The 24,473-nt window shown below is 61.8% G+C and carries 11 protein-coding genes; 1 reads left to right on the top strand and 10 read right to left on the bottom strand.

Going from position 1 to position 24,473, the window contains the following annotated elements:
- The 3 genes from AC11W3_RS17305 to AC11W3_RS17295 form a co-directional block, all read right to left on the bottom strand.
- The coding region (locus tag AC11W3_RS17305; protein WP_484093427.1) for an efflux RND transporter permease subunit at positions 1-2,655 on the bottom strand (2,655 nt) is incomplete at its 3' end.
- Positions 2,656-2,810: 155 nt separating this feature from the next.
- Entirely contained in the window at positions 2,811-4,076 is a 1,266-nt protein-coding gene (locus tag AC11W3_RS17300) for an efflux RND transporter periplasmic adaptor subunit (protein WP_484090967.1), read from the bottom strand.
- Positions 4,077-4,260: 184 nt separating this feature from the next.
- The gene (locus AC11W3_RS17295) at positions 4,261-4,830 is read right to left on the bottom strand and encodes a TetR/AcrR family transcriptional regulator (RefSeq protein ID WP_484090966.1); all 570 of its coding nucleotides are present in this window, start codon (positions 4,828-4,830) and stop codon (positions 4,261-4,263) included.
- Positions 4,831-5,340: 510 nt separating this feature from the next.
- Between AC11W3_RS17295 and AC11W3_RS17290 the strand changes: the two genes are divergently transcribed.
- Entirely contained in the window at positions 5,341-6,735 is a 1,395-nt protein-coding gene (locus AC11W3_RS17290; RefSeq protein WP_484090965.1) for a tetrathionate reductase family octaheme c-type cytochrome, read from the top strand.
- Between the two features lie 110 nt (positions 6,736-6,845).
- Here the strand turns inward: AC11W3_RS17290 and AC11W3_RS17285 are convergent, their stop codons facing one another.
- The 7 genes from AC11W3_RS17285 to AC11W3_RS17255 form a co-directional block, all read right to left on the bottom strand.
- Entirely contained in the window at positions 6,846-8,198 is a 1,353-nt protein-coding gene (locus AC11W3_RS17285; RefSeq protein WP_484090964.1) for a hybrid sensor histidine kinase/response regulator, read from the bottom strand.
- A 63-nt stretch (positions 8,199-8,261) separates the two neighbouring features.
- Complete coding sequence (locus AC11W3_RS17280; RefSeq protein ID WP_484093426.1) at positions 8,262-10,490, bottom strand: ATP-binding protein; 2,229 nt, start codon at positions 10,488-10,490, stop codon at positions 8,262-8,264.
- Between the two features lie 69 nt (positions 10,491-10,559).
- A complete protein-coding gene (locus AC11W3_RS17275) occupies positions 10,560-12,590 on the bottom strand; it encodes an ATP-binding response regulator (protein ID WP_484090962.1) in 2,031 nt (676 codons plus the stop codon).
- Entirely contained in the window at positions 12,587-16,552 is a 3,966-nt protein-coding gene (locus AC11W3_RS17270; protein WP_484090961.1) for an ATP-binding protein, read from the bottom strand. Before AC11W3_RS17270 ends, AC11W3_RS17275 begins: the two co-directional genes overlap by 4 nt.
- Positions 16,553-16,780 (bottom strand): hypothetical protein, encoded by a 228-nt coding sequence (locus AC11W3_RS17265; protein ID WP_484090960.1) that lies wholly within the window; start codon positions 16,778-16,780, stop codon positions 16,553-16,555.
- A 378-nt stretch (positions 16,781-17,158) separates the two neighbouring features.
- Positions 17,159-17,746: a chromate transporter gene (locus tag AC11W3_RS17260; RefSeq protein WP_484090959.1), complete on the bottom strand. Its 588-nt coding sequence runs from the start codon at positions 17,744-17,746 to the stop codon at positions 17,159-17,161.
- 225 nt (positions 17,747-17,971) lie between these two features.
- Entirely contained in the window at positions 17,972-23,956 is a 5,985-nt protein-coding gene (locus AC11W3_RS17255) for an RCC1 domain-containing protein (protein ID WP_484093425.1), read from the bottom strand.
- Positions 23,957-24,473: the final 517 nt, after the last annotated feature.

Here is a 24,473-nt window from a genome sequence, read left to right as displayed (position 1 = left end):
GACCAGGAGTGAGATGGCATACAGAGCCGGCGCCTGGGCACCTGCATGCTTTTCTTCATAGGAGAGGCCGGTCCACTCGTAGCCGATGCCGGCCGGCAGCTCGGCTGCCATCCGCTCCACTTCCGTCATGGCCTCGCCGGTGCTGATCCCCGGAGCAGCCTGTCCCAGGATCTCCACTGCAGGAAACCCGTTGTACCGCTCCAGACGGGGCGAGCCGTATTGCCAACGGGCGGTTGCAAAGGCTGAGAACGGCACCATATCGCCGTTCTTGTTGGTAACGTACCAGCTGTTAATGTCCTCAGGCAGCATCCGGTACTTCGCGTCAGACTGAAGATAGACCTTCTTGACCCTGCCGTTCTGGATGAAGTCGTTGACGTAGGTACTCCCCCAGGCGGTGGCGAGGACGCTGTTGACCTCGTCCAGGGATACGCCCAAGGCTCCTGCCCTGGCATCGTCGATGTCCAGCTTGAACTGGGGCGAGTCATCCTGGCCGTTGGGACGTACCGCGATCAGCTTGGGATTTTTCATGGCCATCCCCAGGAGCTGCTTGCGCGCCTCCATGAGCTTCGCGTGGCCGAGACCGCCGCGGTCCTGCAGCTGGAAGTCGAAGCCGTTGGCCTGCCCGAGCTCAACCACGGCGGGGGGGGAGAAGGCGAAGGCCAGGCCGTCCCTGATCTTGCTGAAGGCTCCCATGGCACGCCCCGCGATGGCGGGGGCCTTCATGTCGGGAGTCGGGCGAAGCTTCCAGTCCTTGAGCTTCACGAAGGCGAGTCCCATGTTCTGGCCGCGCCCGGCGAAGCTGAAGCCGGTCACGGTGATGACCCCCTCCACCGTCTTCTTCTCCTTCTCGTCGAAATACTGCTCGAGCTGGCGGATCACCGCGGTGGTTCTCTCCACGGTGGCCCCGGCGGGGAGCTGGACCTGGCAGATGATGAAGCCCTGGTCCTCGTCCGGCAGGAAGGCGGTGGGGAGCCGCAGGAACAACAGGGCCATGCAGGCCACGATGGCGCCGTAAACCACCAGGTAGCGAACCGGTTTGCCGAAGGAGCGGCCGACGATCCCCTCGTACCTGGTCCTGCCGCCGTCGAAGACCCGGTTGAAGATGCGGAAGAAGCCCTTGAACCACCCATCCTCCCCGGCATGGTGCCCCTTGGCCACCGGCTTGAGGAGTGTCGCGCAGAGCGCCGGGGTCAGGGTCATGGCCACCATGACCGACAGGATCATGGCCGAGACGATGGTGACCGAGAACTGGCGGTAGATGACCCCGGTGGAGCCGCCGAAGAAGGCCATCGGCACGAAGACCGCGGAAAGGACGGTCACGATCCCCCAGAGCGCGGAGGAGATCTGGTCCATCGACTTGATGGTGGCCTCGCGCGGGGAGAGCCCCTCCTCGGTCATGATCCTTTCCACGTTCTCGACCACGACGATGGCGTCGTCGACCAGGAGGCCGATGACGATGACCAGTGCGAACATGGTCAGGGTGTTGATGGAGAAGCCACCTGCCGAGAGGACCCCGAAGGTTCCCAGGAGGACGACCGGCACCGCGATGGTCGGGATAAGGGTGGCGCGGATGTTCTGCAGGAAGAGGAACATGATGGCGAAGACCAGCAGCACCGCCTCGAACAGGGTCTTGACCACCTCCTCGATGGAGATCTTGACGAAGGGGGTGGTGTCGTAGGGGTAGACCACCTTGACGCCGGCCGGGAAGAACTTGGAGAGCTCCTCCATCTTGGCCTTGACCCTGTTGGCGGTATCGAGCGCGTTGGCGCCTGCGGCCAGCCTGATGGCCATGGCGCCTACCGGTTTACCCTTGTAGAAGGACTGGATGTCGTAGTTTTCCGTGCCGATCTTGCACTCGGCCACGTCCTTCAGCTTCACGGTCGAGCCGTCGGGGTTGGTGCGCAGGATGATCTCGCCGAACTGGTCGGTGGTCTGCAGCAGGGTGCGCGCCGTGATGGTGGCATTGAGCTGCTGACCCTGGATCGCCGGTGTGCCGCCGAACTGGCCCGCCGAGACCTGGGCATTCTGGGCCTGGAGCGCCGCGATCACCTCGGCGGTGGCGAGGTGGAAGTTGTTGAGCTTTGCCGGGTTGAGCCAGATGCGCATGGCGTTCTGGGAGCCGAAGACCTGCATCTCGCCCACGCCCTCGAGGCGGCTGACGATATCCTGGACGTTGGAGACCAGGTAGTCGGTAAGGTCGTTGCGGCTTAAGGCGCCGTCCTCGGAAACGATGCCCACCACCATCAGGAAGTTCTTGGTCGACTTGACCACCGAGATCCCGGACTTCTGCACCACCTGGGGGAGGAGCGGGGTGGCCAGCTGCAGCTTGTTCTGCACCTGGACCTGGGCGATGTTGGGGTCGGTCCCCGCCTTGAAGGTCAGGTTGATGGCGACCGCACCCGCGGAGTCGCTGGTGGAGGACATGTAGATCAGGTTGTCGATGCCGTTCAGCTTCTGCTCGACGACCTGGGTCACCGTATCCTGCACCGTCTGGGCCGAGGCGCCCGGGTACATGGCGTTGATGGTGATCTGCGGCGGCGCGATGGGCGGATACTGGGAGACCGGGAGGGTCTTGACCGCCAGCAGGCCGGCCAGCATGATCATGATGGCGATAACCCAGGCGAAGATGGGTCGGTTGATGAAAAAACGAGGCATTTAAAAGCTCCTTATCCGTTGCTTAGAGCGATAAGAGAAGTCGGGAAGTCCCACTTTTTCAAAGGGGCTTTAGGCGGATTTTACCGGTGCCGGATGCAATCCCCCCGTCCCCCCCCTTATCAAGGGGGGGAGGCAGAGGGAGATGGATTAACCGGCTATTTTTTGGCGGTGGTGACCGGCTTGGTGCTGGTGACCGGCTTGGCCGGCGCCACCGGCTGGGCCGGCTGGGCCGGCTGGGCGGCTGTCGCGGGAGGCTGTGCGCCCTCAGGCCTCGGGCCGGTGTAGGCCACGGCCTTCACGGGGGTGCCGGGGCGGGACTTCTGCAGCCCTTCCACGATCACCCGGTCACCTGGCTTCAGCCCCCCTTCCACCAGCCACTTGTCGCCGAGCGCCCTGGAAACCTTGAGGACGCGGGGCTCGACCTTCTCGCCAGCGCCGACCACCAGCGCGGTGGCGTTACCGCCGGGATCGCGGCTCACGCCCTGCTGGGGAACCAGCAGCGCATTCTCCGCCAGGCCCTCTTCGATGACGGCCCTCACGTACATGCCAGGGAGGAGCACCTGCTTCGGGTTGGGGAAGACGCTCCGCAGCGTGACCGAGCCGGTGCTCTGGTCGACGGTGACGTCGGAGAACTTGAGGACCCCGGTAAGGGGATAGGGACTGCCGTCCTCGAGGACCAGCTTGACCCTGGTCTGGCTGTCGCCGGCGTTTTTCACCTTGCCGCTGGCGAGCTGCTGCTTCAGCCGCAGCAATTCCGAGCTCGACTGGGTAACGTCGACATAGACGGTGTCGAGCTTCTGGATGGTGGCCAGGGGCGCCGGCTGGTTCGCGGTAACGAGCGACCCCGTGGTGACGGAGGACTTGCCGATGCGCCCGGAGATGGGAGCGGTGACCCGGGTGTAGGCCAGGTTGATGCGTGCCACCTCGACGGCCGCCTTGGCCGCCTCGATTTCGGCCTCGGCGGTCTTGACCGCCGCTGCCGCTTCGTCGTAATCCTGCTTGCTGACCGCGTTGATGGCCACAAGCTGCTTGAAGCGCTCGGCCTTCAGCCTGATCGGGACCACGCCGGCCTCAGCCTTGCCGAGGGCGGCCCTGGCGCTGTTATAGGCGGCCTGGTAGGTACCGGGGTCGAGCTGGTAGAGCACCTCTCCCGCCTTGACATCGGACCCTTCGGTGAAGAGCCGCTTCTGAACGATGCCGCCTACCTGTGGCCGGACCTCGGCCACCAGGTAGGCGGAAGTGCGCCCCGGAAGCTCGGTGGTCAGCGCCACCTGCTGGGGCTGCACAGCCACCACCCCCACTTCGGGAGGACCCATCGGCGGCGCGGCAGCCGCGGATTTCTGTTTCCCGCAACCGCTGGTCATGAGGCCGGCGGCCAAAACAACCGCGGCGAGGAAGCTGACTCTGTACCTGTTTTGCATTAAACACCTCGTCACTGGAAAGTAACCAAAAAGAAAATTCCCCTGAAGGCCTCCAGGGGGTTAACAAACGTCTTTTATTTCTGCCGGGGGTAGAAACAGACACCTATGATGATGATCCAGGTGACCGCTACCGCGGCAGGAAGCAGTTCGATTATCATCCGCTCCGTCCCGTATTGATTTGATTTCAGCGTTTTACCGCGTTCCAGCAGCCGTCTATGGCCTCATCCAACATGGAGTCATCCAGCTCGAAGAAGCCCAGGTTGTGGTCGCGGCTGATATAGATGAGAGGTCCGAAGGAGAGGGCAAAGAGCATCGGCTTGGGGAGATCCTTGACCTCCTGACGCTCCAGCCCCTCCCGGAAGATGTCATGGCAGAGGTCCTGCGCGTTGCCCAGAAGCTTTTGCTTGCGCACGGCGACCCCGTAGGGGGAGTTGTGGAACTGCTCCAGGAACCGGAACTCCAGTCGGGAGGTGATCCACTGCCCGACCAGGACCCTGGCCACGTGCTTGAATTTCTCCTGCGCCGTTCCCTTCTCGGGAAATCCTTCCAGCGCCTTTTTCAGCAAGCGATCCTCGAGATCGCGGTACGTTTCTGAAATAAGCGCTTCCTTGCCGTCGAAGTAACGGTAGATCGTTCCTGCGGCCACCCCGGCCCGCTCGGCGACCATGGCCATCGGACAGCCGTGAAAGCCGTTCTCGCTGACCAGCTCGAGCGTTGCCTGGATAATCGCTGCCCTTTTCTCGCTGCAATCCATCATCCCCACCCCACTGAATGAACGTTCATTCTGATTTATACCTTTCACCCGGCGCTGTCAACCACTAAACCATGAGAAAAGGTCAAGAAACCGGCGAACAGTGCCGGGAGAGGACTCGGCTCGGCGGTGCCGGGGCATCCCGAGAGGAGTTCCCCCCTACGCAGATCCTGATGTATCCCCCGCCCTCCGGGAGAGGGGGTGAGGGATCCAGCCTCGCCAGGAGCAGGCCCGTCCCGAGCCGAGTCCAGGGAGAAAGGCATGGCAATTTAAATTGAAAGACGTTAATTCGCATGGTATTCTGCGCCGGCTACGCTTCCGCCAGCTTCCAAAACTGTCATTCCCGATGCGATTCTGATCGGGAATCCAGCTCCTAAACGACGTGAAATCTGGATCCCCGATAAGGGCATTCGGGGATGACAATCTCATAGCGGAAGATCAGCGCTAATTAGTTACATAGCTCATAGCTGACGGAGAACGGTTTCCGATAAAAATTGTCACGAGGTCTCAATAATGAACAAGCATTTTATGATGGGGCTCATCCTGGCCTGCGGTGTCGCATCGAACGCCTACGGCAGGGCAAACCATACGTTCATCAAAGGTCCGTTCAGGAGCGGGCCGGAGGTGACCAGGACCTGCATGCAGTGCCACCAGCAGGACACCAAGGACTTCATGAACACCGTGCACTGGAACTGGTCCAAGAAGCAGTCGATCAATGGCAAGACCATGGATTACGGCAAAAAGAACGCGCTGAATAATTTTGGCGGGGCGCTCCCTTCCAACTGGCCGGGATGCACAAACTGCCATGCCGGCTACGGCTGGGCGGATGGCGACTTCGACTTCAGCAAGGCCGAGAACATCGACTGTCTCGTCTGCCACGAAACCACCGGCACCTACAAGAAGTTCCCTTCGGCGGCGGGACATCCTGTCTATCCGGGTGAGGCCAAAGAGTCACCGAAGGGGAAGGTGTGGGAGCCGGTCGACCTGGTGGCAGTGGCACGGTCGGTCGAGAGGCCGACGCGGGCGGCCTGTGGATCCTGCCATTTCTATGGCGGCGGGGGTGACGGCGTCAAGCATGGGGACCTCGATTCGTCGCTGGTCAATCCGGCTCCCGACATCGACATCCACATGGGCGGCAAGAAGATGACCTGCGAATCGTGCCACAAGGCGCCCAAGCACGATGTCAGGGGTGAAGCCATCTCCGTGTCCGTTAGCTCCGGCCCCCGCGCCATGGGCTGCATGGACTGCCACAAAGGGAACATCCACAAGAGCGCGGCGCTGAACATGCACATCAGGAGAGTGGCCTGCCAGACCTGCCATATCCCGACCTTCGCCAAAGCGATCCCCACCCTGACCTCCTGGGACTGGTCCACGGCAGGGAAGGACCTGAAGCCGGAAGAGATCAAGAAGGACAGCAACGGCCAAATCCTGTACGACAAGGCGAAGGGCAACCTCACCTGGGGCAAGGACCTTGTGCCGACCTACGCCTGGTACAACGGCTCGATCGACCGGGTCATGATCGGAGACAGGATCGATCCGACGAAAGAGGTCAAGCTTTCCGCCCCAAGGGGTGAGCGAAAGGACCCCAACGCCAGGATCTTCCCGTTCAAGGTCATGAAAGGCAAGCAGCCGTACGACGCGGAGAACATGACGGTTGCAGTCGTCAACACCTTCAGTCCCTACACCAGCCACACCGGCAAATATGACTGGAACAAGGCCATCGAGACCGGCATGAAGGCCGCGGGGCAGCCATACAGCGGCAAGCACGGCTGGATCGAGACCTCCATGGTCTGGTCCTTAAACCACATGGTGGCGCCGAAGGAGAAGGCCCTGAACTGCTTCGATTGCCACATCGAGAAAGGAAGGCTGGACTGGAACTCGCTTGGGTACCATAAGGATCCCCGGTAGATGAAAACCACACGGGGAAGTGACGGAGAGATAAATTTCGTGGAGGCAAAAGAGATACTGGAGAAGGGTGAGTATGGAGTCTTATCGACAGTTGATCAAGACGGGCAGCCTTATGGCGTTCCCGGCGGCTCCTCGTCTTTCCCCTTGGCGGGAAGTTCGATCGAGAATTCCGCCCCTTCGGCCGAGTTTCGCACCGTGAGCTGCCCCCCCATATTCTTCTCCACAATCATCTTCGACATGTAGAGACCGATGCCGGTCCCCTGCGACTTGAACTTGGTCGTGAAATAGGGATCGAAGATGTTGTCGATGATCTCGTCCGGAATCCCGCCGCCGTTATCCCCGATGGTGATGATGTTCCTGCCGTCCTGGGTGGAACAGCATATCGCCACTGCCGGGTCCGGCGTCCCCCGCTCAAGGAGCACGTCCCTTGCATTGTTCAGGAGGTTAAGGATGACCTGGGAGAATTCGACGTCCAATCCTATGATGGGAAGGGCTCCCTCGTTATCGAGACAGATCACGATCCCGCTCTGCTCATAGCTCGCCCGTACCAGCGACACGGACTTCTCCACGATCTCATAGGGATCGAACTCCCTGCGTTCACCGGAGATGAAAAAGCCCTGGAAGACGTTGATGGTTTTCGACATGTAGGTGATGAGTTCCATGCATTTGTTGGCGCAGGTGGCGAACGATTCCTCGTCCGCAGTACCCTGTCTGCAATCGTGAAGCGTCCCCTGCAGCAACAGGGCGACGGTGTTAAGCGGCTGACGCCACTGGTGGGCGATGTTGCTCAGAAGCTCACCTATGGCGGCAAGCCGCGCGTTATGGAAGAGGATGCGGTCCTTTTGCACGTTCTTCTCGACCTCCTCGGCCACCCGCTCCTCGAGCTCCTTGTTAAGAGCTTCCAACTCGGCCCGTTTTACCGCCAGCGCCTCTTCGGCCAACCTCCTTTCCGCCACCTCCTTCTGCAGCTCCGTGTTGGTCCTCGCCAGCGCCTCGGTCCGCTCCTCGACCCGTTTTTCCAGGAGATCCTTGCCATCCCGCAACTCCTTGGTGAGGTAACGGTTCCGCAGGTGAACTTCCACCCGGGCGAGGACCTCTTCCCGCTGCAGCGGCTTCGTGACGTAATCGACCGCCCCGACCTTGAAGCCCATAACCTTTTGATCGATCTCCGATAACGCGGTCATGAAGATCACCGGAATCTCCCGGGTCTCTTCACGGCTTTTCAACCTGCGGCAGGTTTCGAAGCCGTCGATGCCGGGCATCATCACATCCAGCAGGATCAGGTCGGGTCTGGTCAGCAGGGACCTGCTGATGCCGCTCTTGCCATCCTCGGCGACGAAGATGGTATAGTCGCACTCCTCCAGCATGGTCGAGACGATGGCGAGATTGTTGGAGTCGTCATCGATGATGAGAATGGAGGCATTATGGAGGCTGCCGGTTTGACGGTCGTCGTCAGTGGTCATATGTCTTCTTCTCTTTTGTACAACAGGACGGGAACTCGTTCTTCCGTGACGAAAAGCGGGGAGTTACGCATCCGGCTTCTTTGGCAAATACTGCTTCACCAGGGCGGTGATGGCCTTCGACTTGAAGGTTGCCGCCAGTTCCCGGACCTCTCCGGCAAACCGGTGACACCCCGGCTCACTCCGCATCACATTCTCCGCCCAGGTCCGGATCCGCTTCATATCTCCCAGCATGGCTAAATTCGACAATTCTTGCAACATCTCCGTTGGCGGCACTTCGTCCTCCCGGTACTGACCCTTGGCCGCCGAGATCTCCGGGATCGGAACTGCAGGTGGCGCCTCCGGCAAGGCCGCATCGCCTTCGCCTACCGCGGTCAGGGGGATTTCGACCCGGAAGGTGCTCCCCTTGCCCGGCTCGCTCTCCACCTCCATCTTGCCGTGCATCAATGTTACCAGATGCCTGGCTATGGTCAGCCCCAGGCCGGTCCCTTCCGTCACCTGCCCTTCCCGCACCAGTTGGGTAAAGGGCTCGAAGATGGCTTCCAGCTTGTCGGGGGCGATTCCGATGCCGGTATCCGCGACCTCGCATCTGAAGAGGCCGCTCCGGTAACCGGTGACTGCGGTGACGCCGCCGGAACGCGTGAACCTGACGGCATTGTCCAGCAGGCTCAAAAGGACCTGCTGGAGCTTGACCTGATCCCCCCTGACGTAGGTGGGAAAGGCATCGCCATCCCGGGAGGTGAAGGCGAGTCCCTTCTGCTCCGCGTTGATCATGGCGATATTGAACACCCGGCGCAGCAGGAGGGGTAGATCAAAGGAAATCTCCTCGAGCTCCATCCGCTCGCTTTCGAGCTTGCCCATATCCAGCACACCGTTGATCAGGGTCAGCAGGTGCTCCCCGCTCGTGCGCAGCACTTCCAGATGATTGCGCTGGGTTTCGTTCAGATTCTCGTCGCGCAGCAGGATCTGGGTGTACCCCATGATGGCGTTGAGCGGCGTGCGCAGCTCGTGGCTCATGCTGGAGATGAAGGCGCTCTTCGCCTTGTTCGCGGCCTCAGCCTCCTCCTTGGCCTTCAACAGTTCCGCTTCGGCCTTCTTGCGCTTGGTAATGTCCCTATTGGTACCCCGCTTGCCGAGGAAGTTTCCCGCCTCGTCGTAAACCGGGGCGCAGACGTGGCTGAGCCACCGGACGCTCCCGTCAGCGGTGATGATGCGATACTCCATTTCGAAAATAGGATAGGGCTTTCCGCTCAGAGTGTCGACGTGGTGTGCTTCAAAAGCGGGGAGGTCGTCCTTCTCGACGATCCGCAGCATCAGGGATGGATCGGCCACGAAGTCGGCAGGGGTATAGCCGGTGATTCTTTCACAGGATGGGGAGGAATAGACGTATTCTCCCTCCTGGTTTCTCCAGAACTCCCAGTCATAGGTGTTGTCGGCGACGATGCGGTACTTGGTCTCCGAGGCCCGGAGTTTCCCGATGTATCCGGAGATCTGCGCGGTCATGGTGTTGAAGGCCTGCACCAAGGCGCCGATTTCGTTGCCACCGGCAATGCCGGCGATGGGCGCCGTGTCCATTTTCCCCTCGGCGATCTCGTTGGCGACCCCGGCCACCCTCCGCAGGGGGACGGCGATGCTCCGGGCGATCAGCAGGCTGAACAGCAAAGTGACGGCAGCCGTGCCGAAGCAGATGGCCAGCAGCCAGACCACCGTGCGGTTGACGCTGCGAGCCACCTCTTCTTCATCGAGCCTGGCGTGATCGGTAGCGATCAGGACCGCCTGTCCCACCAGCGCGCGGTGGGCCTCGAATACCGGTTCCAGTTCCGCATGCAGGATGGTGGCGGCCTTGTGCACCGAGCCGGCTTTAACGGCAGGAAGGAACCGCTGGTCCCTTGCCTGATGAAATTCCCTAACCCGTCCATTGGACTCTCTCAGCGTCCGCTTGAGTTCCCCCTCCGGCAACTGCCGCATCCACAGGGCGTATCGCTTTTCGTACGCGCTGCTCAGTTCGGCAGCCTTATCGGCCAGGGGGGCGATGATCCGTCCATCGCCGCCTTCTTCGGCGGCATCCAGGATGGCCAGCACGTTCATGTACGACTCGATTATGTACAGCGGCGGGGGAAGGATGTCCTGGATCACCTCATGGTTCTGCGCGATGCGGGCATAGAAGGGCCCGTTGACTTTGACCCTGTTCAGGCTGCTGAAGGCAAAGAGGCCGAACAGGCCGAAGCCGACCAGGAATACGGCCACCAGGATGGCGAGTTTGATGCCGATTCTCAGATCGGTGAATCTGGTCATGGTGCGCTGCCTCCGTAAACGCAGATAGATGAGCCCGCCCCCACCCCGGCCGTCTCTTCAAAGGCGGGGTTAAGAGGGCTTGGGCGAAAGAATCTCTCTCACCTTGGTGAGGAGCAGACGGGGCGTCACCGGCTTGGAGAGAAACGGGTCCTGCGCCTCGAGGATTCCCTTCTTGGCGATCACGTCCGCGGTGTAGCCGCTTACGTACAGCACCGGAATCCCCTCGTGAAGCGCGCTCGCGTCCCGGTACACAGCCTTCCCGTCTTTCCTGGGCATTACCACGTCCAGTATCAGCAACTGGACCCGGTCCCTTTCGGCGGCGAATTTGGCCACCGCATCCTCCCCGTCGACCGCGGTGATCACGGTGTAGCCATGCTCCTGGAGGAGGCGGGTCATGGAATCCCTGGCATCGGGGTTGTCCTCGGCAACGAGAACGGTCTCGGTGCCTCTCGGGAGAGGACCAAGCTCCGCCACCTCGGCACCTTCCGCCGCCTTCTGCATCAGGCTGAGATAAATCTTGAAAGTGGTTCCCTTTCCCGGCTCGCTCTCGACCCTGATCTCACCGTTATGCTGGCTGATGATCCCGTAGACGATGGAGAGCCCCAGCCCCGTCCCCTTGCCGATATCCTTGGTGGTGAAAAAGGGATCGAAGATCCTCTCCCTGGTCATCTCATCCATCCCCTGGCCGGTATCGGTGACGGAGAGTACCGCGCAGGGGCCGGGTGGCGGATGCTCGGCCGAGGCCTCTTCGGCTGCCTCCACCCGCTCGGTCCTGATGGTCAGCACTCCCCCGTCGGGCATGGCATCGCGGGCATTGGCAGCCAGATTCATCAGTACCTGCTCCATCTGCCCGGTGTCGGCCAGGACCACCAATTCCTCGTCACTGAGCACGGTCCTGAACTCCACGTCCTCCCCGATGATCCTCAAGAGGAGCTTGTCGATCCTCTTCACGATCTCGTTCAGGTTCTCCGGCTTGGGGCTGATGGGCTGCTTCCGGCTGAAGGTCAGCAGGCTTTTGGTCAGGTTGGCTGCCCTTTCCGAGGCGGCCAGAATGTCGTCGGCGTAGCTGGTGAGCGGGTTCCCCTCCCCCATCCGCAGCTTCAGCAGGGTGGCATAACCGATGATGCCGGTAAGTATGTTGTTGAAGTCGTGGGCGACCCCCCCGGCGAGGGTGCCGACGGCTTCCATCTTCTGTGCCTGCCTCAACTGCTCCTCGAGCTTCTTGCGCTCGGTCACGTCCCGGACCGATTCGATGGCGCCGACCACCCTGCCTTCGGAATCGCACAAGGGGGCGGCGATACCGAACATGTAGGCCTCGCCGTGCCGCATGTTCCTGGTGAAGCTCTCGCCGGTGACTATGCCGTGCTCGATCTTGAGATAGGGGTAGAGCCGCTCGATTTCCGGGGAGGGGTTCAGCACCAGGTCTATCAGGGTGGGACGCCGCTCGCCGTAGAAGGGTATGGCGTACTCGCGGTTGCCCTTGCCCAGCATCTCCTCCGCCTTCCAACCGGTGAAGTGCTCCGCCATCAGGTTCCAGATGATGATCTCTCCCTCGATATTGGTGGCGAAGGTGGCGTCGGGAAGGAAGTTGATGATTTCCACCAACCGCCGCTCGGAGTCCCTCAGCTCGGCGGTCCGCGACTCGACCCGCTTCTCCAGCGACTCGTTTGCCTCCCTGAGCCTCCGCGTCAGCTCCCGGATCTGCAGGTGCACGCTGACCCGGGCCAGCACCTCCTCCCGCTGGAAAGGCTTGGTGATGTAATCGACCGCTCCCGCTTCGAACCCCTTGACCTTGTGTTCGGTTTCCGCCAGGGCCGTCATGAAGATCACCGGGATCTCCCTGGTCCTATCGTCCGCCTTCAGGCGCCGGCAGGTCTCGTACCCGTCGATCCCGGGCATGAGCACATCGAGGAGGATCAGGTCCGGACGGGCGTAGATGGCGCGGCTCACTCCGCTCAGGCCGTCCTCGGCCACCAGGATGGTGAAGTCGCACCCCTTGAGATGATCGGAGACGATGGCCAGGTTGTTGGAATCGTCGTCGATGACCAGGATGGTCGGTGTCCGCGCCTCACTGTCTCTTTCTGCGGGGGCTGCTGTCATCGTGGCTCTCTCATGTGTTGTTCCACCAGCTCCACCAGGGCTCGGGCCTTGTACCTGGCGGCCAGATCGCGCAGCTTTCCTGCGAAGGGGGCATAGCGGGGCTCCCGCTCTTCCAGCCCCGCGGCCCAGGCCTGTATCTTCTGCATGTTCCCCATTACCGCCAGCTCGTGCAGTTCGGCAAGCTCCTCCGGCGGCGGCGCCTCTACCGGTTCATCCGGCTCGGGGGGCTCCGCACTCCCCGTCCCGGGCCCAACACCGGCGGAGTATTCCCATACGATCCCCAACCGCTCACGCATCTTATCAAGCAGCAGGTCGTGGCTGATCGGTTTTACCAGGAAGGCGTCACAGGCGGCAGCGAAGGCCTCCTTGCGGGGAGTGCCGGAGACCATGGCCGAGGTGCCGATGATGCAGGTACCTTGCAGTTCCGGATGCCGCCTGATTTCCTGGACCGCATCCAGCCCGTCGAGCTCCGGCATAACCAGGTCGAGCACCACCAGGTCCGGCCGCCGCGCCAGCGCCTGGCTGACGGCTTCGCGCCCGTCGCCGGCGGTGAAAAGCTCGAAGCCGAGCGGCTCCAGCAGCGAAACGAGCATCGAGGTGTTGGTGACGTTGTCGTCGGCCACGAGGATGCGTTTCCGGGGCCCCTGGTAGCCGGTTATCGTCCGCGGCAAGGCCTCCCCGCACGCCACGCTCCCTGAAACCACCGGCAGGGGGAGCTCCACCCGGAAGGTGGTTCCCTTCCCCGGCTCGCTCACCACAGTGAGTTTACCCTGCATCAACTCTACCAGCCGCTTGGTGATGCTCAGACCGAGGCCGGTCCCCTCCCGCACCTGTCCCGCTCCGGCCAGTTGGGTGAAGGGCTCGAAGATGGCCTCCAGCTTGTCGGCCGCTATGCCGATCCCGGTATCGGCTACTTCAGCATCGAAGAGCCCGGAATCACCGGCATGTGCCACCCTCATCACCACCTGGCCATGCCGCGTGTACTTGACCGCATTCGAGAGGATATTGAGCAGAACCTGCTTGAACTTACGGGCATCCCCCCGCACGTACTTCGGCAGGGCGCCCTTCTCCTCGTACTGGAAGGCGAGACTCTTTTCCTCCGCCTTGATCCTGGCGATCTCGAAGACCTGCCTGAGCATGACGCAGAGGTCGAAGGACGATTCCTCCAACTCCATCCGCTGCGCCTCGATCTTGCTCATGTCCAGTATGTCGTTGATGAGCAGCAGGAGATGCTCTCCGCTGGCCCGCATGGTCTCCAGCTGCTGACGCTGGATGTCGGTCAGATTCTCCTGGCGCTTTAGGATCTGGGCGTAGCCGAGGATGGCGTTCAGCGGGGTGCGGAGCTCGTGGCTCATGCTGGAGAGGAAGGCGCTCTTGGCCTGGCTGGCGACCTCCGCCCGCTCCTTGGCCACCGTCAGCTCGGCGGTCCGCTCCCTCACCAGCTCCTCCAGCCTGTCACGGTGCTTCTTGACCTCCTCTTCAGCCTCCCTGCGCTCGGTGATATCCCGCACCGACTCGATCACCGCGGTCAGCCTCCCTTCCGCGTCGTACAGGGGAGCGGCCATGATCACCACGTATCCGCTCCCGCGCTTCACACTTCGGGTGGGGCTTTCGTCGATCAACACCCTGCCATCCCGAGTGACGTTCGGGTACAGCCGCTGCACCTCTTCCGTGGGGTTGAGCACCAGGTCCACCAGCAGGGGGCGCCTGTAACCGAAGAAGGGGATGGAATATTCCTGGTCCCCCTTCCCCAGCATATCCTCCGCATCGACCCCGGTGACCTCCTCCGCGGCCCGGTTCCAGATTATGATCCGCCCGTCAGCGTCGACTACGAAGGTGGCATCGGGGAGGAACTCGATGATGTCGGCGAAACGTCTTTCCGAGTCCTTGAGCGCCTCCTCCGCCTTCCTGCGCTCCTCGATCTCCCGGTCCCGCTCCCGTACCTTCTCCTCCAGCTCCCGGGCCTGGGTCGTCAGCAGCTTTTCCCTCTCCTGATGGTAGTCGATCTTCGCCTTCAGCTCTGCCGGGGTCAGCTTGAGTTCGGCAATGATGTCGGCATAGAGCGCCCTCAAGGCCTTTTCTTCCCCGGCGGTGATGATGCCCGATTTACCCAGCGCCTTATGGGCAGCGGCGGCCCCGATGGAACTGGCCAGCCGCACCTCGGCCTCATGGGCGAGCTGAGCGAGTTCCGGCAGGGTCATCTTCGCGCTCGCGCCGGCTCCCGACCTCGCCAGGACCCCCCCTATGATGGCGGCCGACTTTTCCTCCGGGAAATACTGCGAGAAGAGCTCCTGCAACCCCGCCTTCTTTTCCGCCAGAGGAACGGTGGCCTCGCCTACCAGGGGAGGGGCTATGGAGCCCCCAGCAAAGGCCTCTACGAAGTCCTGGGCCAGTTCACGCTCGCGTTGCCGCTGCACGAAGTAAAGGGAGCCGATCACATAGAGGCCGACATTGAAGAGGAGAGTGAAGAAGACGGCATGGCTTATGGTATCCAGGCCGCTCACCCCGAGAAGGTGCTCGGGGCGCAGCATCGTGAGCCCCCAGGGGCCGTGCTCCAAAAGATCCGCCGACAGTAGCCCGCTGCGGACGAAAGAGGGGACGATCAGGGTATACCCCCAGAGGAGAAAACCGCTTCCCATCCCCATCAGGGCGCCTGCCGCATTCCCCCTCTTCCAGAAGAGCCCCCCGATCAGGGAAGGGGCAACCTGCAGCACGGCCGCGAAGGCGATCAGCCCTATATTGAGCAGGAAGAAGTAGCTGCCGACCTCCCGCTGGAACCAGTAGCCGGCCAGAACCAGCAGCGTCACGGTGCCCCACCGGCACTGGAGGAGATAGCGCTTCATGAATGCCAGGAACGGCACCGAGTCGATCACCGGCAGGAGCAGATGGTTTGTGACCATGATGGAAACGGTCATCGAAGTGACCATGACCATTCCTGTCGCCGCGGCGAAGCCTCCGACGAAAACCACCAACGCCAGCAAGGTCTCCCCGAAAGCAAGGGGCAGGATGATGGCATAACTGTCGGCCAGGGAGGAAGGTATCCCGGTCAAGAGCCCGGCTATGGTAATGGGGACCACGAAGATGTTGATGAGGAGCATATACAGCGGCAAAAGCCACATCGCGGTCCGGATGTGCCGGGGCTGGAAGTTCTCGATGACCTCGAGGTGAAACTGGCTCGGGAGGAACATTATCGCCGACATCGAGAGGATGAGGTAGCTGAACCACATGAGGTAAAACGACGGGGTGGTCTGGAGTCGGTCGATCGGCAACGAGACGGGGTTGGCGGCGAAGCGCTGGAAAAGGTCGCCGAAGCCGCCGAAAAAGCCGTAGGTCACGTAGAGGCCGAGCGCCAGGAAGGCTGCCAGCTTGACGAGACCCGCCGCAGTCATGGCTACCACCATCCCCTGATGCCGGGCCGTCGGCGCCAGTCTCCTGACTCCCAGGACCACCGTCGCGACGATGATCAGTGCCGCGAAAATGAGCCCCGTGTCGACCCGCGGGGATGCCGATCCGTTGAAATGCGTGACGGCTGCCAGGGCGGCAGTAATCCCCTTCAGCTGAAGGGCGAAGTACGGCACCAGACCGAAGAGGCAAATCACCGTCACCAGGGCGGCCACCGAGTTGGACTTGTTGTAGCGCAGGGAGATGAAGTCGGCGATGCTGGTGATCCGGAAGGCATTCTTTATCCGCACCATCTTCCGCAAAAGGACCCACCACAGCATGATCGCCAGCGTGGGGCCGAGGTAGATGGGAAGAAAGAGCATGCCGGTGGAGGCCGCCCTCCCCACATTCCCGTAGAAGGTCCAGGCCGTATGGTAAATGGTGAGCGAGAGGGCATAGATGAAGGGATTGTTGGCGATCTCCCTTCCCGCGGCGGCCTTACGCTCCGTCCAGAGGGCAACAGCCAGGATGAACGCCACGTAGATAAAGCAGGCCGCTATCATGACGCTCGGAGAGGCCACTCAGTACCTCCCCTGGTCATCTTCGCCGCGGTCGGAGTCGAGTCTTCTCTGGATCAGGAATAGGAGGAGGATGAAGAGTGCCCACAGCAAGAAGAGGTAGATGAAGATGCCGGACAAGCCGCTCCGGGCCGAGATGGCCAGGAAAGGCCAGTTGATCAGCATGAAGAAGAGGAAAAACAAAAAGAGCTGAAATTCGCCCTGCCGCAGCAGTCGTCCCAGTCTGTCCATTACCACCTGTCCTTTATAACTGCCTGCCGTCACAGATATTATATAGGAGAAAGGAGGTAGCGCCAATGTAACGATTCGGATCTCTCGCCGCGGCGGAAAAGATCTGCTACGGCGCTGGGCGACTTTCGGTCGTGGCTCACACTTTTGCGGATACGCCCCGGGACGGCGGATTGGCTGTGACGGCAGCGGATCTGTCACAACCAACCCGAGATCAAGTCATGGCGCGGCTACAACTTGACCTTTGAGGTGAAACATCAGAAGGAGCCTTTGCTATGACAGTTCCCGGATGAAACAGAAGGGAGGCCGTTCGCGCTTGAGCTTATAGCAGCACGTCCTGCATAAATCCCCCTCCGCGATCCAGGCTCCGGCAGGCAGGGATCAGCGATAGAGGACGCCGCCCATGATGGCGCCGGCCAGGATGATGAAGGCGGGGTTGATCTTGGAACAGGTGAGGAGGGCGAAGACGGCCATGACGATGAGCACCTTATCCCAGCCCACGGCGAGGACCGATCCCCACCCCTGCTTGTTGGCGCCGAAGACCGTTACCGCCATGTCATAGGCGGTCCAAGCGAGGAGGCCCACGACCACCGGCCGGACCACCTTGAGCATGGCCTTGATGAGGTCGCTATCCTTGATCTTGAAGAAGTAGACCACCATCAGCAGCATCAGCAGCGTGGTGGGGAGAACGGTGCCCGCCGCCGCAGCGACGGCCCCCGGGATGCCCGCCAGCTTATACCCTACGTAGGCTGAGACCTGGGGGGCGATAGGTCCCGGCAGCGCATTCCCGACGGCCACCGCATCGGCGAACTCGCCGGGGGTCACCCACGGCACCGGCTGGGTCGCCCCCGGCGGCATCCACGTTGCCGCCGTGCTTTCCCGCTGCATCAGGGCGAGCGAGGCGGGCCCGCCTCCCCACGAAAAAAGAGCCACCCGACTGTAGAGAACGAAGATCTTCCAAATCAGCACTTCCCGAACCTCCTGCTTCGACCGGTCTCACTGCTCCCTCACCACCGGGGTGAAATGGCAATGATCCTACCACGACAGGCACAGGTGCGCACACTTTTTTCCGCCGCAGAGTCTCTTTCCGCACCAGCCGGCTGTGCCGTCAGGAGCGCCCTTCCGGGCGCGAACAGCCGCCGGGCACGAGGCGCTCCCAAACCGCCGGAGGCTCCCCCCCATGCGGCCAAAGGATCACCTCATGACGACATTGCTGAGGGTAACCTTCCCGTTTTTGACCCGCAGCGTCCCGTGAATCTTCGTCGCTCCCACCATGAACAGGTAGGGGAAGTCATAGCCCCCGCCGATCCTCACCGAGATGTTGCGGCTGAAGACCGGGCTCTCGGTCAGATACCCCGACCAGATCTTGATCAAGGCGCCGTCGGCTGCGCTGTCATACTCCGGCTGGATGGCAGTCGGCTGTGGATTGCCCACGAGAAGGTAGCTGCTCTTCGTTTTCGTGTTGGATCCGCCGGGTCCGGTGGCGGTGAGTGTGACGGTGTAACTTCCCGGATTACCGTAGAGGTGCACAGGGTTTTGCACTGCGCTGGTCGCGGAGTCGCCGAAATCCCAGATCCACGAGGTGGCCCCGGTGGAGAGGTCGCTGAAGTTTACACTCAAGGGCGCCGCCCCGCTGGTCGCCGAAACGGTGAAATCGGCCGCCGGGACAGCCGGGGTGCCGACGGTGTAGGTCTCGGTCTTGATCGCCCCCCTGTTCCCGGAGCCGTCCTTGGCGAAGTATCTCAGGGTGGTGGAGCCGGAGATGGTGAGGGGCGCGCTGTAGACCGCGGAAGCGGTGGTCGGGAGCGAGCCGTCGGTGGTGTAGTAGATGGTGGCCGCCTCGTCCGCGGCGAGCGTCACCGTCTGGGAGGATGCGTAGATGCCCCCTGGCGGCGTTGCGGTTGTGGTCGGGGCAACCTTGTCGAAGGTCACCTGTATGGGCGTGGTATGGGTGTTGTACGTTGTATAGCCGAGTTCCAAGTCGAAGTTGTTTCCCCACCCCCAGATGGAGCCGTCACCCTTCAGTGCCAGGACGTGGTCATATCCCGCCGCAACGCTGACCGCGCCTGCGAGCCCGTGCACCGGGGCCGGAGTCGGCCGGTTGATCATGGTCCCGTCGCCGAGTTGCCCCCGGTTGTTTTCCCCCCAGGTCAGCACCGTGCCGTCCGCCTTGAGGACCGCGGTAAATGCCGACCCGGCGGCGATAGCAACGACGCCTGAGACGCCGGGGACCTGGAAGGGGGCCCCGCACGTAATGGTGGTCCCGTCACCGATCTGGCCGACCCAGTTGCCCCCCCAGGTCCAGACCGTGCCGTCGGCCTTCAGAGCCACCGAATGATAGATTCCCGCGGCGACCGCTACCACGTCCGAGAGGCCGACTACCTGGACGGGGGTCTTGCGGTTGGTCGTTGTTCCGTCACCGAGCGACTTGTAATAGTTGTAGCCCCAAGCCCACACGGTGCCGTCGGCCCTGAGGGCAAGTGAGTGGTAGCTTCCGGTGGCGATGGCGCGTACATCGGACAAGCCGACCACCTGGACAGGGGTCAGCCTCCGGCCGGTAGTCCCGTCGCCGAGCTGGCCATATCCATTATCCCCCCACGACCACACGGTGCCGTCGTTGCGAAGGGCGGTGGAGTTATTCCCCCCAGCCGCGACAGCAGCAATGTCTGACAGCCCCGCAACCTGTACCGGAGTATTGCGCTGGGTGGTGGTGCCGTCGCCGAGCTGTCCCGAATCATTGCTTCCCCATGCCAGGACGGTACCGTCGGGCTTGAGAGCCAGGGTGAAGACGGCGTAGGCTCCGGTAGCCATTGAGGCCACGCCCTCGAGGGCAGGGATCCGGGTGGGGGTATTGTGGGTGGTCGTGAGGCCGTCACCCATCTGCCCGGAATAGCTGGTGCCCCACATCCAGGCCACGCCGTCAAGGACCGCTCCGCTGAACCTGTGCCCCGCTAGTATGGAGTTAGCCGAGGGATCCTTCTCGAATTGGGCGGAGACCATCCGGTCCCCGTTCATGGCCACGGTGCAGCTTCCGCTACCGGAGCAGACCCCGCCCCACCCCTTGAAGAGCGATCCGGTGTCCGGTATGGCGGTCAGCGTCACCGTGGTCCCCGCGTCGTACACGGGACCGCACCCCGTTCGGCAGCTCCCCCCTGGGGTGAAGCTCACCTTGCCGCTCCCCATGCCGACCACGCTGTAGTTGAGGGTTACCGGGACGCTGCCTATGAAGAACTGTCCTCCCGCTGCGCCGTTGTTGGTCTCGCTCGTTTCGGCGATGTTGTTTCCCGGATCGGCCAGCACCGTAAGGTAGTAGAGACCGGCAGGGGTTCCCGCCGGCACCGGGACCGTCCCGGTGAGCGTCACCTCGCTTCCCGGGGGGATGCTTCCGGCCTGGAGCACCGTTATCTGGTAGTCATCCGGTGAGGCTGCGGCATCCCCGGAAAAGTAGAGGCCGACAGCCGGCGAGACCGGATCCCCGCTTTCATTCCTCACCACGATGTTGTACGAGACGCTCCCTCCACTCACGCTCCCGGTGAACGAGGCGATCGACAGGTCCGGCCCCAGGACCACGTTCCCCACCTTGGAGTTATTGGTCTTGTCGCTCTCGTTGTTGTCGTTTTTGATGTCCGCGATGGCGGTGATGTAGTAGGTCCCGGGTGCCAGGTCGGCAGGGATCGGTACGCTGCCGGTAAAGACTCCTTCGCTTTGCCCCGGGAAATACCGGCCGGGGTCGGTGATGGCGCTGAAGGAGGTCAGCAGGTAATCGGACGTCGAGGCTACGGGAGTCCTGGAGAGGTAGACGCCGGTGGTGGAATATCTCGCGTCGCTATTGCCGATGTTTCTCTCGGTCACCGAGTAGTTGATGTTTCCCCCGGAAACCGACCCCGATACCGCGGCGATGGTCAGGTCGCGGCTGACCGTGTAGATGTCGGCTCCGACGAGGTTGTTGTTCGTGGTGTCGATTTCCTTGATGGCGTGGTCGTAGTTGGCAACGGCTATGAGGTGGTAGGTCCCGCAGGGGACATTGGGGGCCAGCACTATGCTGTAGTAGCTATGGGATTTCTCCGTACCGCCCGGGATTGGGCCCATATCCATCACATTGATCACGACATCGTCGCTCGACAGCACCTCGTCCTTGGAGAAGTACAGTGCCGCGTAAGGACCGCCGTTCCCGGTCCCGAGGTTTTTCGTCTTCACGGTGTACGAGAACTCGCCGCTGGTGATCTGGCTCATGGAAACCGAGCTGACGGTGAAGTCGTATACGGCTGGAGCATCCTGAAACCTGGCGGTGATGATATCGTTGTCGGTCCCGTTGGTGCGGTACCCGGTGATGGTAAAGCCCTTGTCGTCGGCGGCAATCCCCAATGCCGAACCGACGACACCCTGGTCCAGCCGTTGAAACCACATTGCCTTGCCCAGCGAGTCAAAAGCCGTTATCGACGAGCCGAGAATCCACCCCGCCCCCTTCCCCGCCAGTAACACGTAGTCACCTGCAGAGGTGAGCGTTTCGGGGACACCGGAAAAATCGCCTAACTCCCAGGCCAGGGTGCCGTCTGAGCGGTATTTCTTGAATTCTTTGGCGCCGAGCGTCTCGAGCCCGTTGAAAAGGACGTATAGATCCCCAGCCCGATCGACCGCCAGCGAGGAGGCGAAGCAGTCTCCCCACTGGCCGTAGGTCGTTTTAGCCCACAGGGGGTTGCCCGAGGCGTCGTACTTCAGGACCAGGGCTTGGTTGCTGGGCCCGAGCGGCGTGTTTTTGTATGACTTGCCACCGACAAAGATGTTGCCGGCTTCGTCGAGCGCTACGGAGTAGCCCGCCTCGCCGTCCTGCGTGGTGTCGTGGCTTTTGGTCCAGACCGTGTTGCCGTCCGGGTCGTACTTGCTGAGGAGGATCCTCTCCCCGAGGGCTGTGTCATAGGTTCCTGCGGTATAAACGAAGCCTGCGGAATCGGTGGCGACACCCCAGGCGCCATGGTCAGCACCCCGGTCCCAGACCCGCTCCCAGAGGAGATTTCCATCGGCGTCGTATTTCAGCAGCAGGTCTTTGCCCAGCGCTCCTGACTTCCCTGCCAGATAGATGTGCCCGCCGCCGTCATACGCCATTGCGCGTGCTATGTCGTCCTCTCCCCGGTCATAGGTCCTGCTCCAGACCACATTCCCGGCCGAGTCGTACTTCAGGAGCACGGCATCCCAGGTGACCCCGTTGAAAGACTGCCCGGCCACGTAGGAATTTCCGGCGCCGTCCGTTGCCACCGCGACCCCCTTGTCCTCCAGGTAGCTTTCGCCGTCATAGACCTTCCCCCACGTCTCGTCGAGCCACCCCTTGCCGTTGACCACCAGCCTCACCGATCCGCTCGCCTTGGCCCCGGTCGAGTCCGTGACCTGGGCTGTAAAGGTGTAGGTCCCGGCAACGGTGGCGGTTCCGGATATGATCCCGGTCGCGGGATCGAGTGTCATCCCCGCAGGAAGGGCCCCGCCGGTAATGGCCCAGGTGTACGAGGAGCCTCCGGTGGCCATGAGGGGCTGGGAGTAGGGACCGTCGAGGCGGGCCTCGGGGAGGTAGGTCATCACCCTCAGGAGGTTGAAAGTCAACGATTGTGTCCCGGCCGGCGAGGTAAAGGTGAGAGTGACCGGGAAGTTGACCGGCGTCCAGGACCCGGTGAAGGTCCCGTCCCCGTCAGGGTCGGTCAGCTGTATCGAGCCGCCATCGCTGGTGGCGACGGTCACCGGCCCGGCTGGGGAGTCGCAGTTGACGCTCAAGGCCGAGAGGGTGTAGCTGACGCCGGGGACCAGTTTGCCCGGAAGGGATCCGACGACAAACAGCGGCCGGTTGATGCAGGTCGGCGACCCGAGAGAACCGAAGGCGTTGATCCTCCTCCCGGTGACGCTTTTGCCGGAAAGAGCGGTGATGGCATCGCCTCCGGTGAAGATCAGGTTCCTGATCCGGGACGCGTCCCTGGCCGGGTCCTGGGCCTTGAGGAGGGCGGCTAGGCCCGTCACGTGCGGGGTCGCCATCGAGGTCCCCGACAGCGTCCCGTATCCTCCCGTGATCCCCCATTGGTTCTTGGCCGGCAGAGTGCTGTAGATCGAGGCACCGGGGGCTCCGACATCTACCGATCTGCTGCCGAAATTGGAGAAGGAGGCCAGTTGGTCGCCGGAATCTGTCGCAGCCACCGATATGACGTTGGGTAGGTCGTAGCTGGAAGGGTAATGAGGGGAGGAGTCGGTGTTGATCCCGTCGTTGCCGGCGGCTGCGATGAAGAGGATATCCTGCTGCGCCTTGATGGCATCATACAGCGATTGGGAGTAGCCGCCTCCGCCCCAGCTGTTGTTCGTCGCTACGATATTTACGCCGCGGTCTTTCAGGGCGCGGACATAAACGAGACAGTCGATGGCGTCGCTGAGAAATCCGTAGCCGGCAGCATCCAGGAACTTGCAGGCGACCATCTTCACCGACCAGTTCACGCCGGCTACCCCCACGCCGTTACTCCCCACCGCCCCGATGGTGCCTGCCACATGGGTCCCGTGGCCGTTATCGTCCATGGGGTTGCCGCTGCCGGTGATGGCGTTGGCGCCGTAGACGTCGTTGATGTAGCCGTTACCGTCGTTGTCGAGGCCGTTGTTGGCGTTTTCGTTCGGGTTTACCCAGAGGTTTCCCTGCAGGTCGGCGTGGGTGAAATCTATGCCGCTGTCAATGATGGCGACCACCACATCCGGGCTGCCGGTGGTGGCGTTCCAGGCGGCGGGGGCGTTTATTTTCGTCATCCCCCAGAGCTGGCCGTACTGCGGGTCGTTGGGCGTTAGCTGGGACTGGTAGAGGAAGTCGGGCTCGGCATATTCCACCGAAGGGTCGGCCTGGTAGAGCTTGATCGCCTCTTCCACCGTGGTCCCCTTCTTCAGCTTCACATGCTGCAGGCGCAGCGACCGAAAGTCCCTGACCACCTCGGCACCATGCTTTTTGTGAAGGTTCTTCTTGGCCTCGGCTGGGGTGTCCGACTTGAACTTGACCAGGAGCTCGTCGTCCTTGTACTTCTTTCGAACGTTCCCATCCTTGTCATTTTTATACGTGGCGCCGGCATCGATGCCTGTCTCAGAGACGGGTTTCTGATGAAGGGCAGCATGAGCGGAAGAGGTGAGAGACAGGGCGAGAAAGAGCACAGCCAGGGTGAGAAGGCGCATAAGTATCCCCCGATGGTCATAGAAGTTGACGGAGCATGAGGCAGCCGCCGGAAAATAGCATAATTCTAATTTCAAATCAGTAAGAATATGGAGTCATACTCGATCAGCGTACAATTTCACACGCAGACAGAGGGGGGCTATCCACCCTTATTCATTTTGCTTCTTTCGCTGTAACAGTGATGGAACACTACGGCTGGAACAGATATGGATTAAATAGATAAATTTATGAAGGATCAGTGAAAGATTCAGAAGGGACAATGACAAGATGAGAAGATAGAGGGGTGGGAACCGCAAGCCTGCAGTAGAGTCCCCTCCCCCGGAGGGGGAGGGGGATACGTAAGGGGCGCAATTGTGGGTACAGGAGTCGGCAAAGGAGACAAAGCCGCCACATCAGGTGTTAAGGCCGATTCGGCGGCGGGATGGGAGGGTGTCCCGCCGGCAGTTTCCCCGGCCGTTTCGGGCTTTCGGTCGGCTCCTGGATCGAGTAGAGGTAGTTGGGCTCGGCGTACTCGACGTC

The sequence above is a fragment of the Geomonas sp. genome, assembly GCF_056994735.1.
The sequence above is the reverse complement of the archived record's forward strand: the minus strand, read 5'-3'. Positions and strand labels throughout refer to the sequence as shown.

Coding starts and splice junctions, on each gene's coding strand:
- AC11W3_RS17265 (WP_484090960.1), bottom strand. CDS start 16,780: ATGGACAGACTGGGACGACTGCTGCGGCAGGGCGAATTTCAGCTCTTT.
- AC11W3_RS17275 (WP_484090962.1), bottom strand. CDS start 12,590: ATGACAGCAGCCCCCGCAGAAAGAGACAGTGAGGCGCGGACACCGACC.
- AC11W3_RS17295 (WP_484090966.1), bottom strand. CDS start 4,830: ATGGATTGCAGCGAGAAAAGGGCAGCGATTATCCAGGCAACGCTCGAG.
- AC11W3_RS17280 (WP_484093426.1), bottom strand. CDS start 10,490: ATGACCAGATTCACCGATCTGAGAATCGGCATCAAACTCGCCATCCTG.
- AC11W3_RS17285 (WP_484090964.1), bottom strand. CDS start 8,198: ATGACCACTGACGACGACCGTCAAACCGGCAGCCTCCATAATGCCTCC.
- AC11W3_RS17290 (WP_484090965.1), top strand. CDS start 5,341: ATGAACAAGCATTTTATGATGGGGCTCATCCTGGCCTGCGGTGTCGCA.
- AC11W3_RS17255 (WP_484093425.1), bottom strand. CDS start 23,956: ATGCGCCTTCTCACCCTGGCTGTGCTCTTTCTCGCCCTGTCTCTCACC.
- AC11W3_RS17300 (WP_484090967.1), bottom strand. CDS start 4,076: ATGCAAAACAGGTACAGAGTCAGCTTCCTCGCCGCGGTTGTTTTGGCC.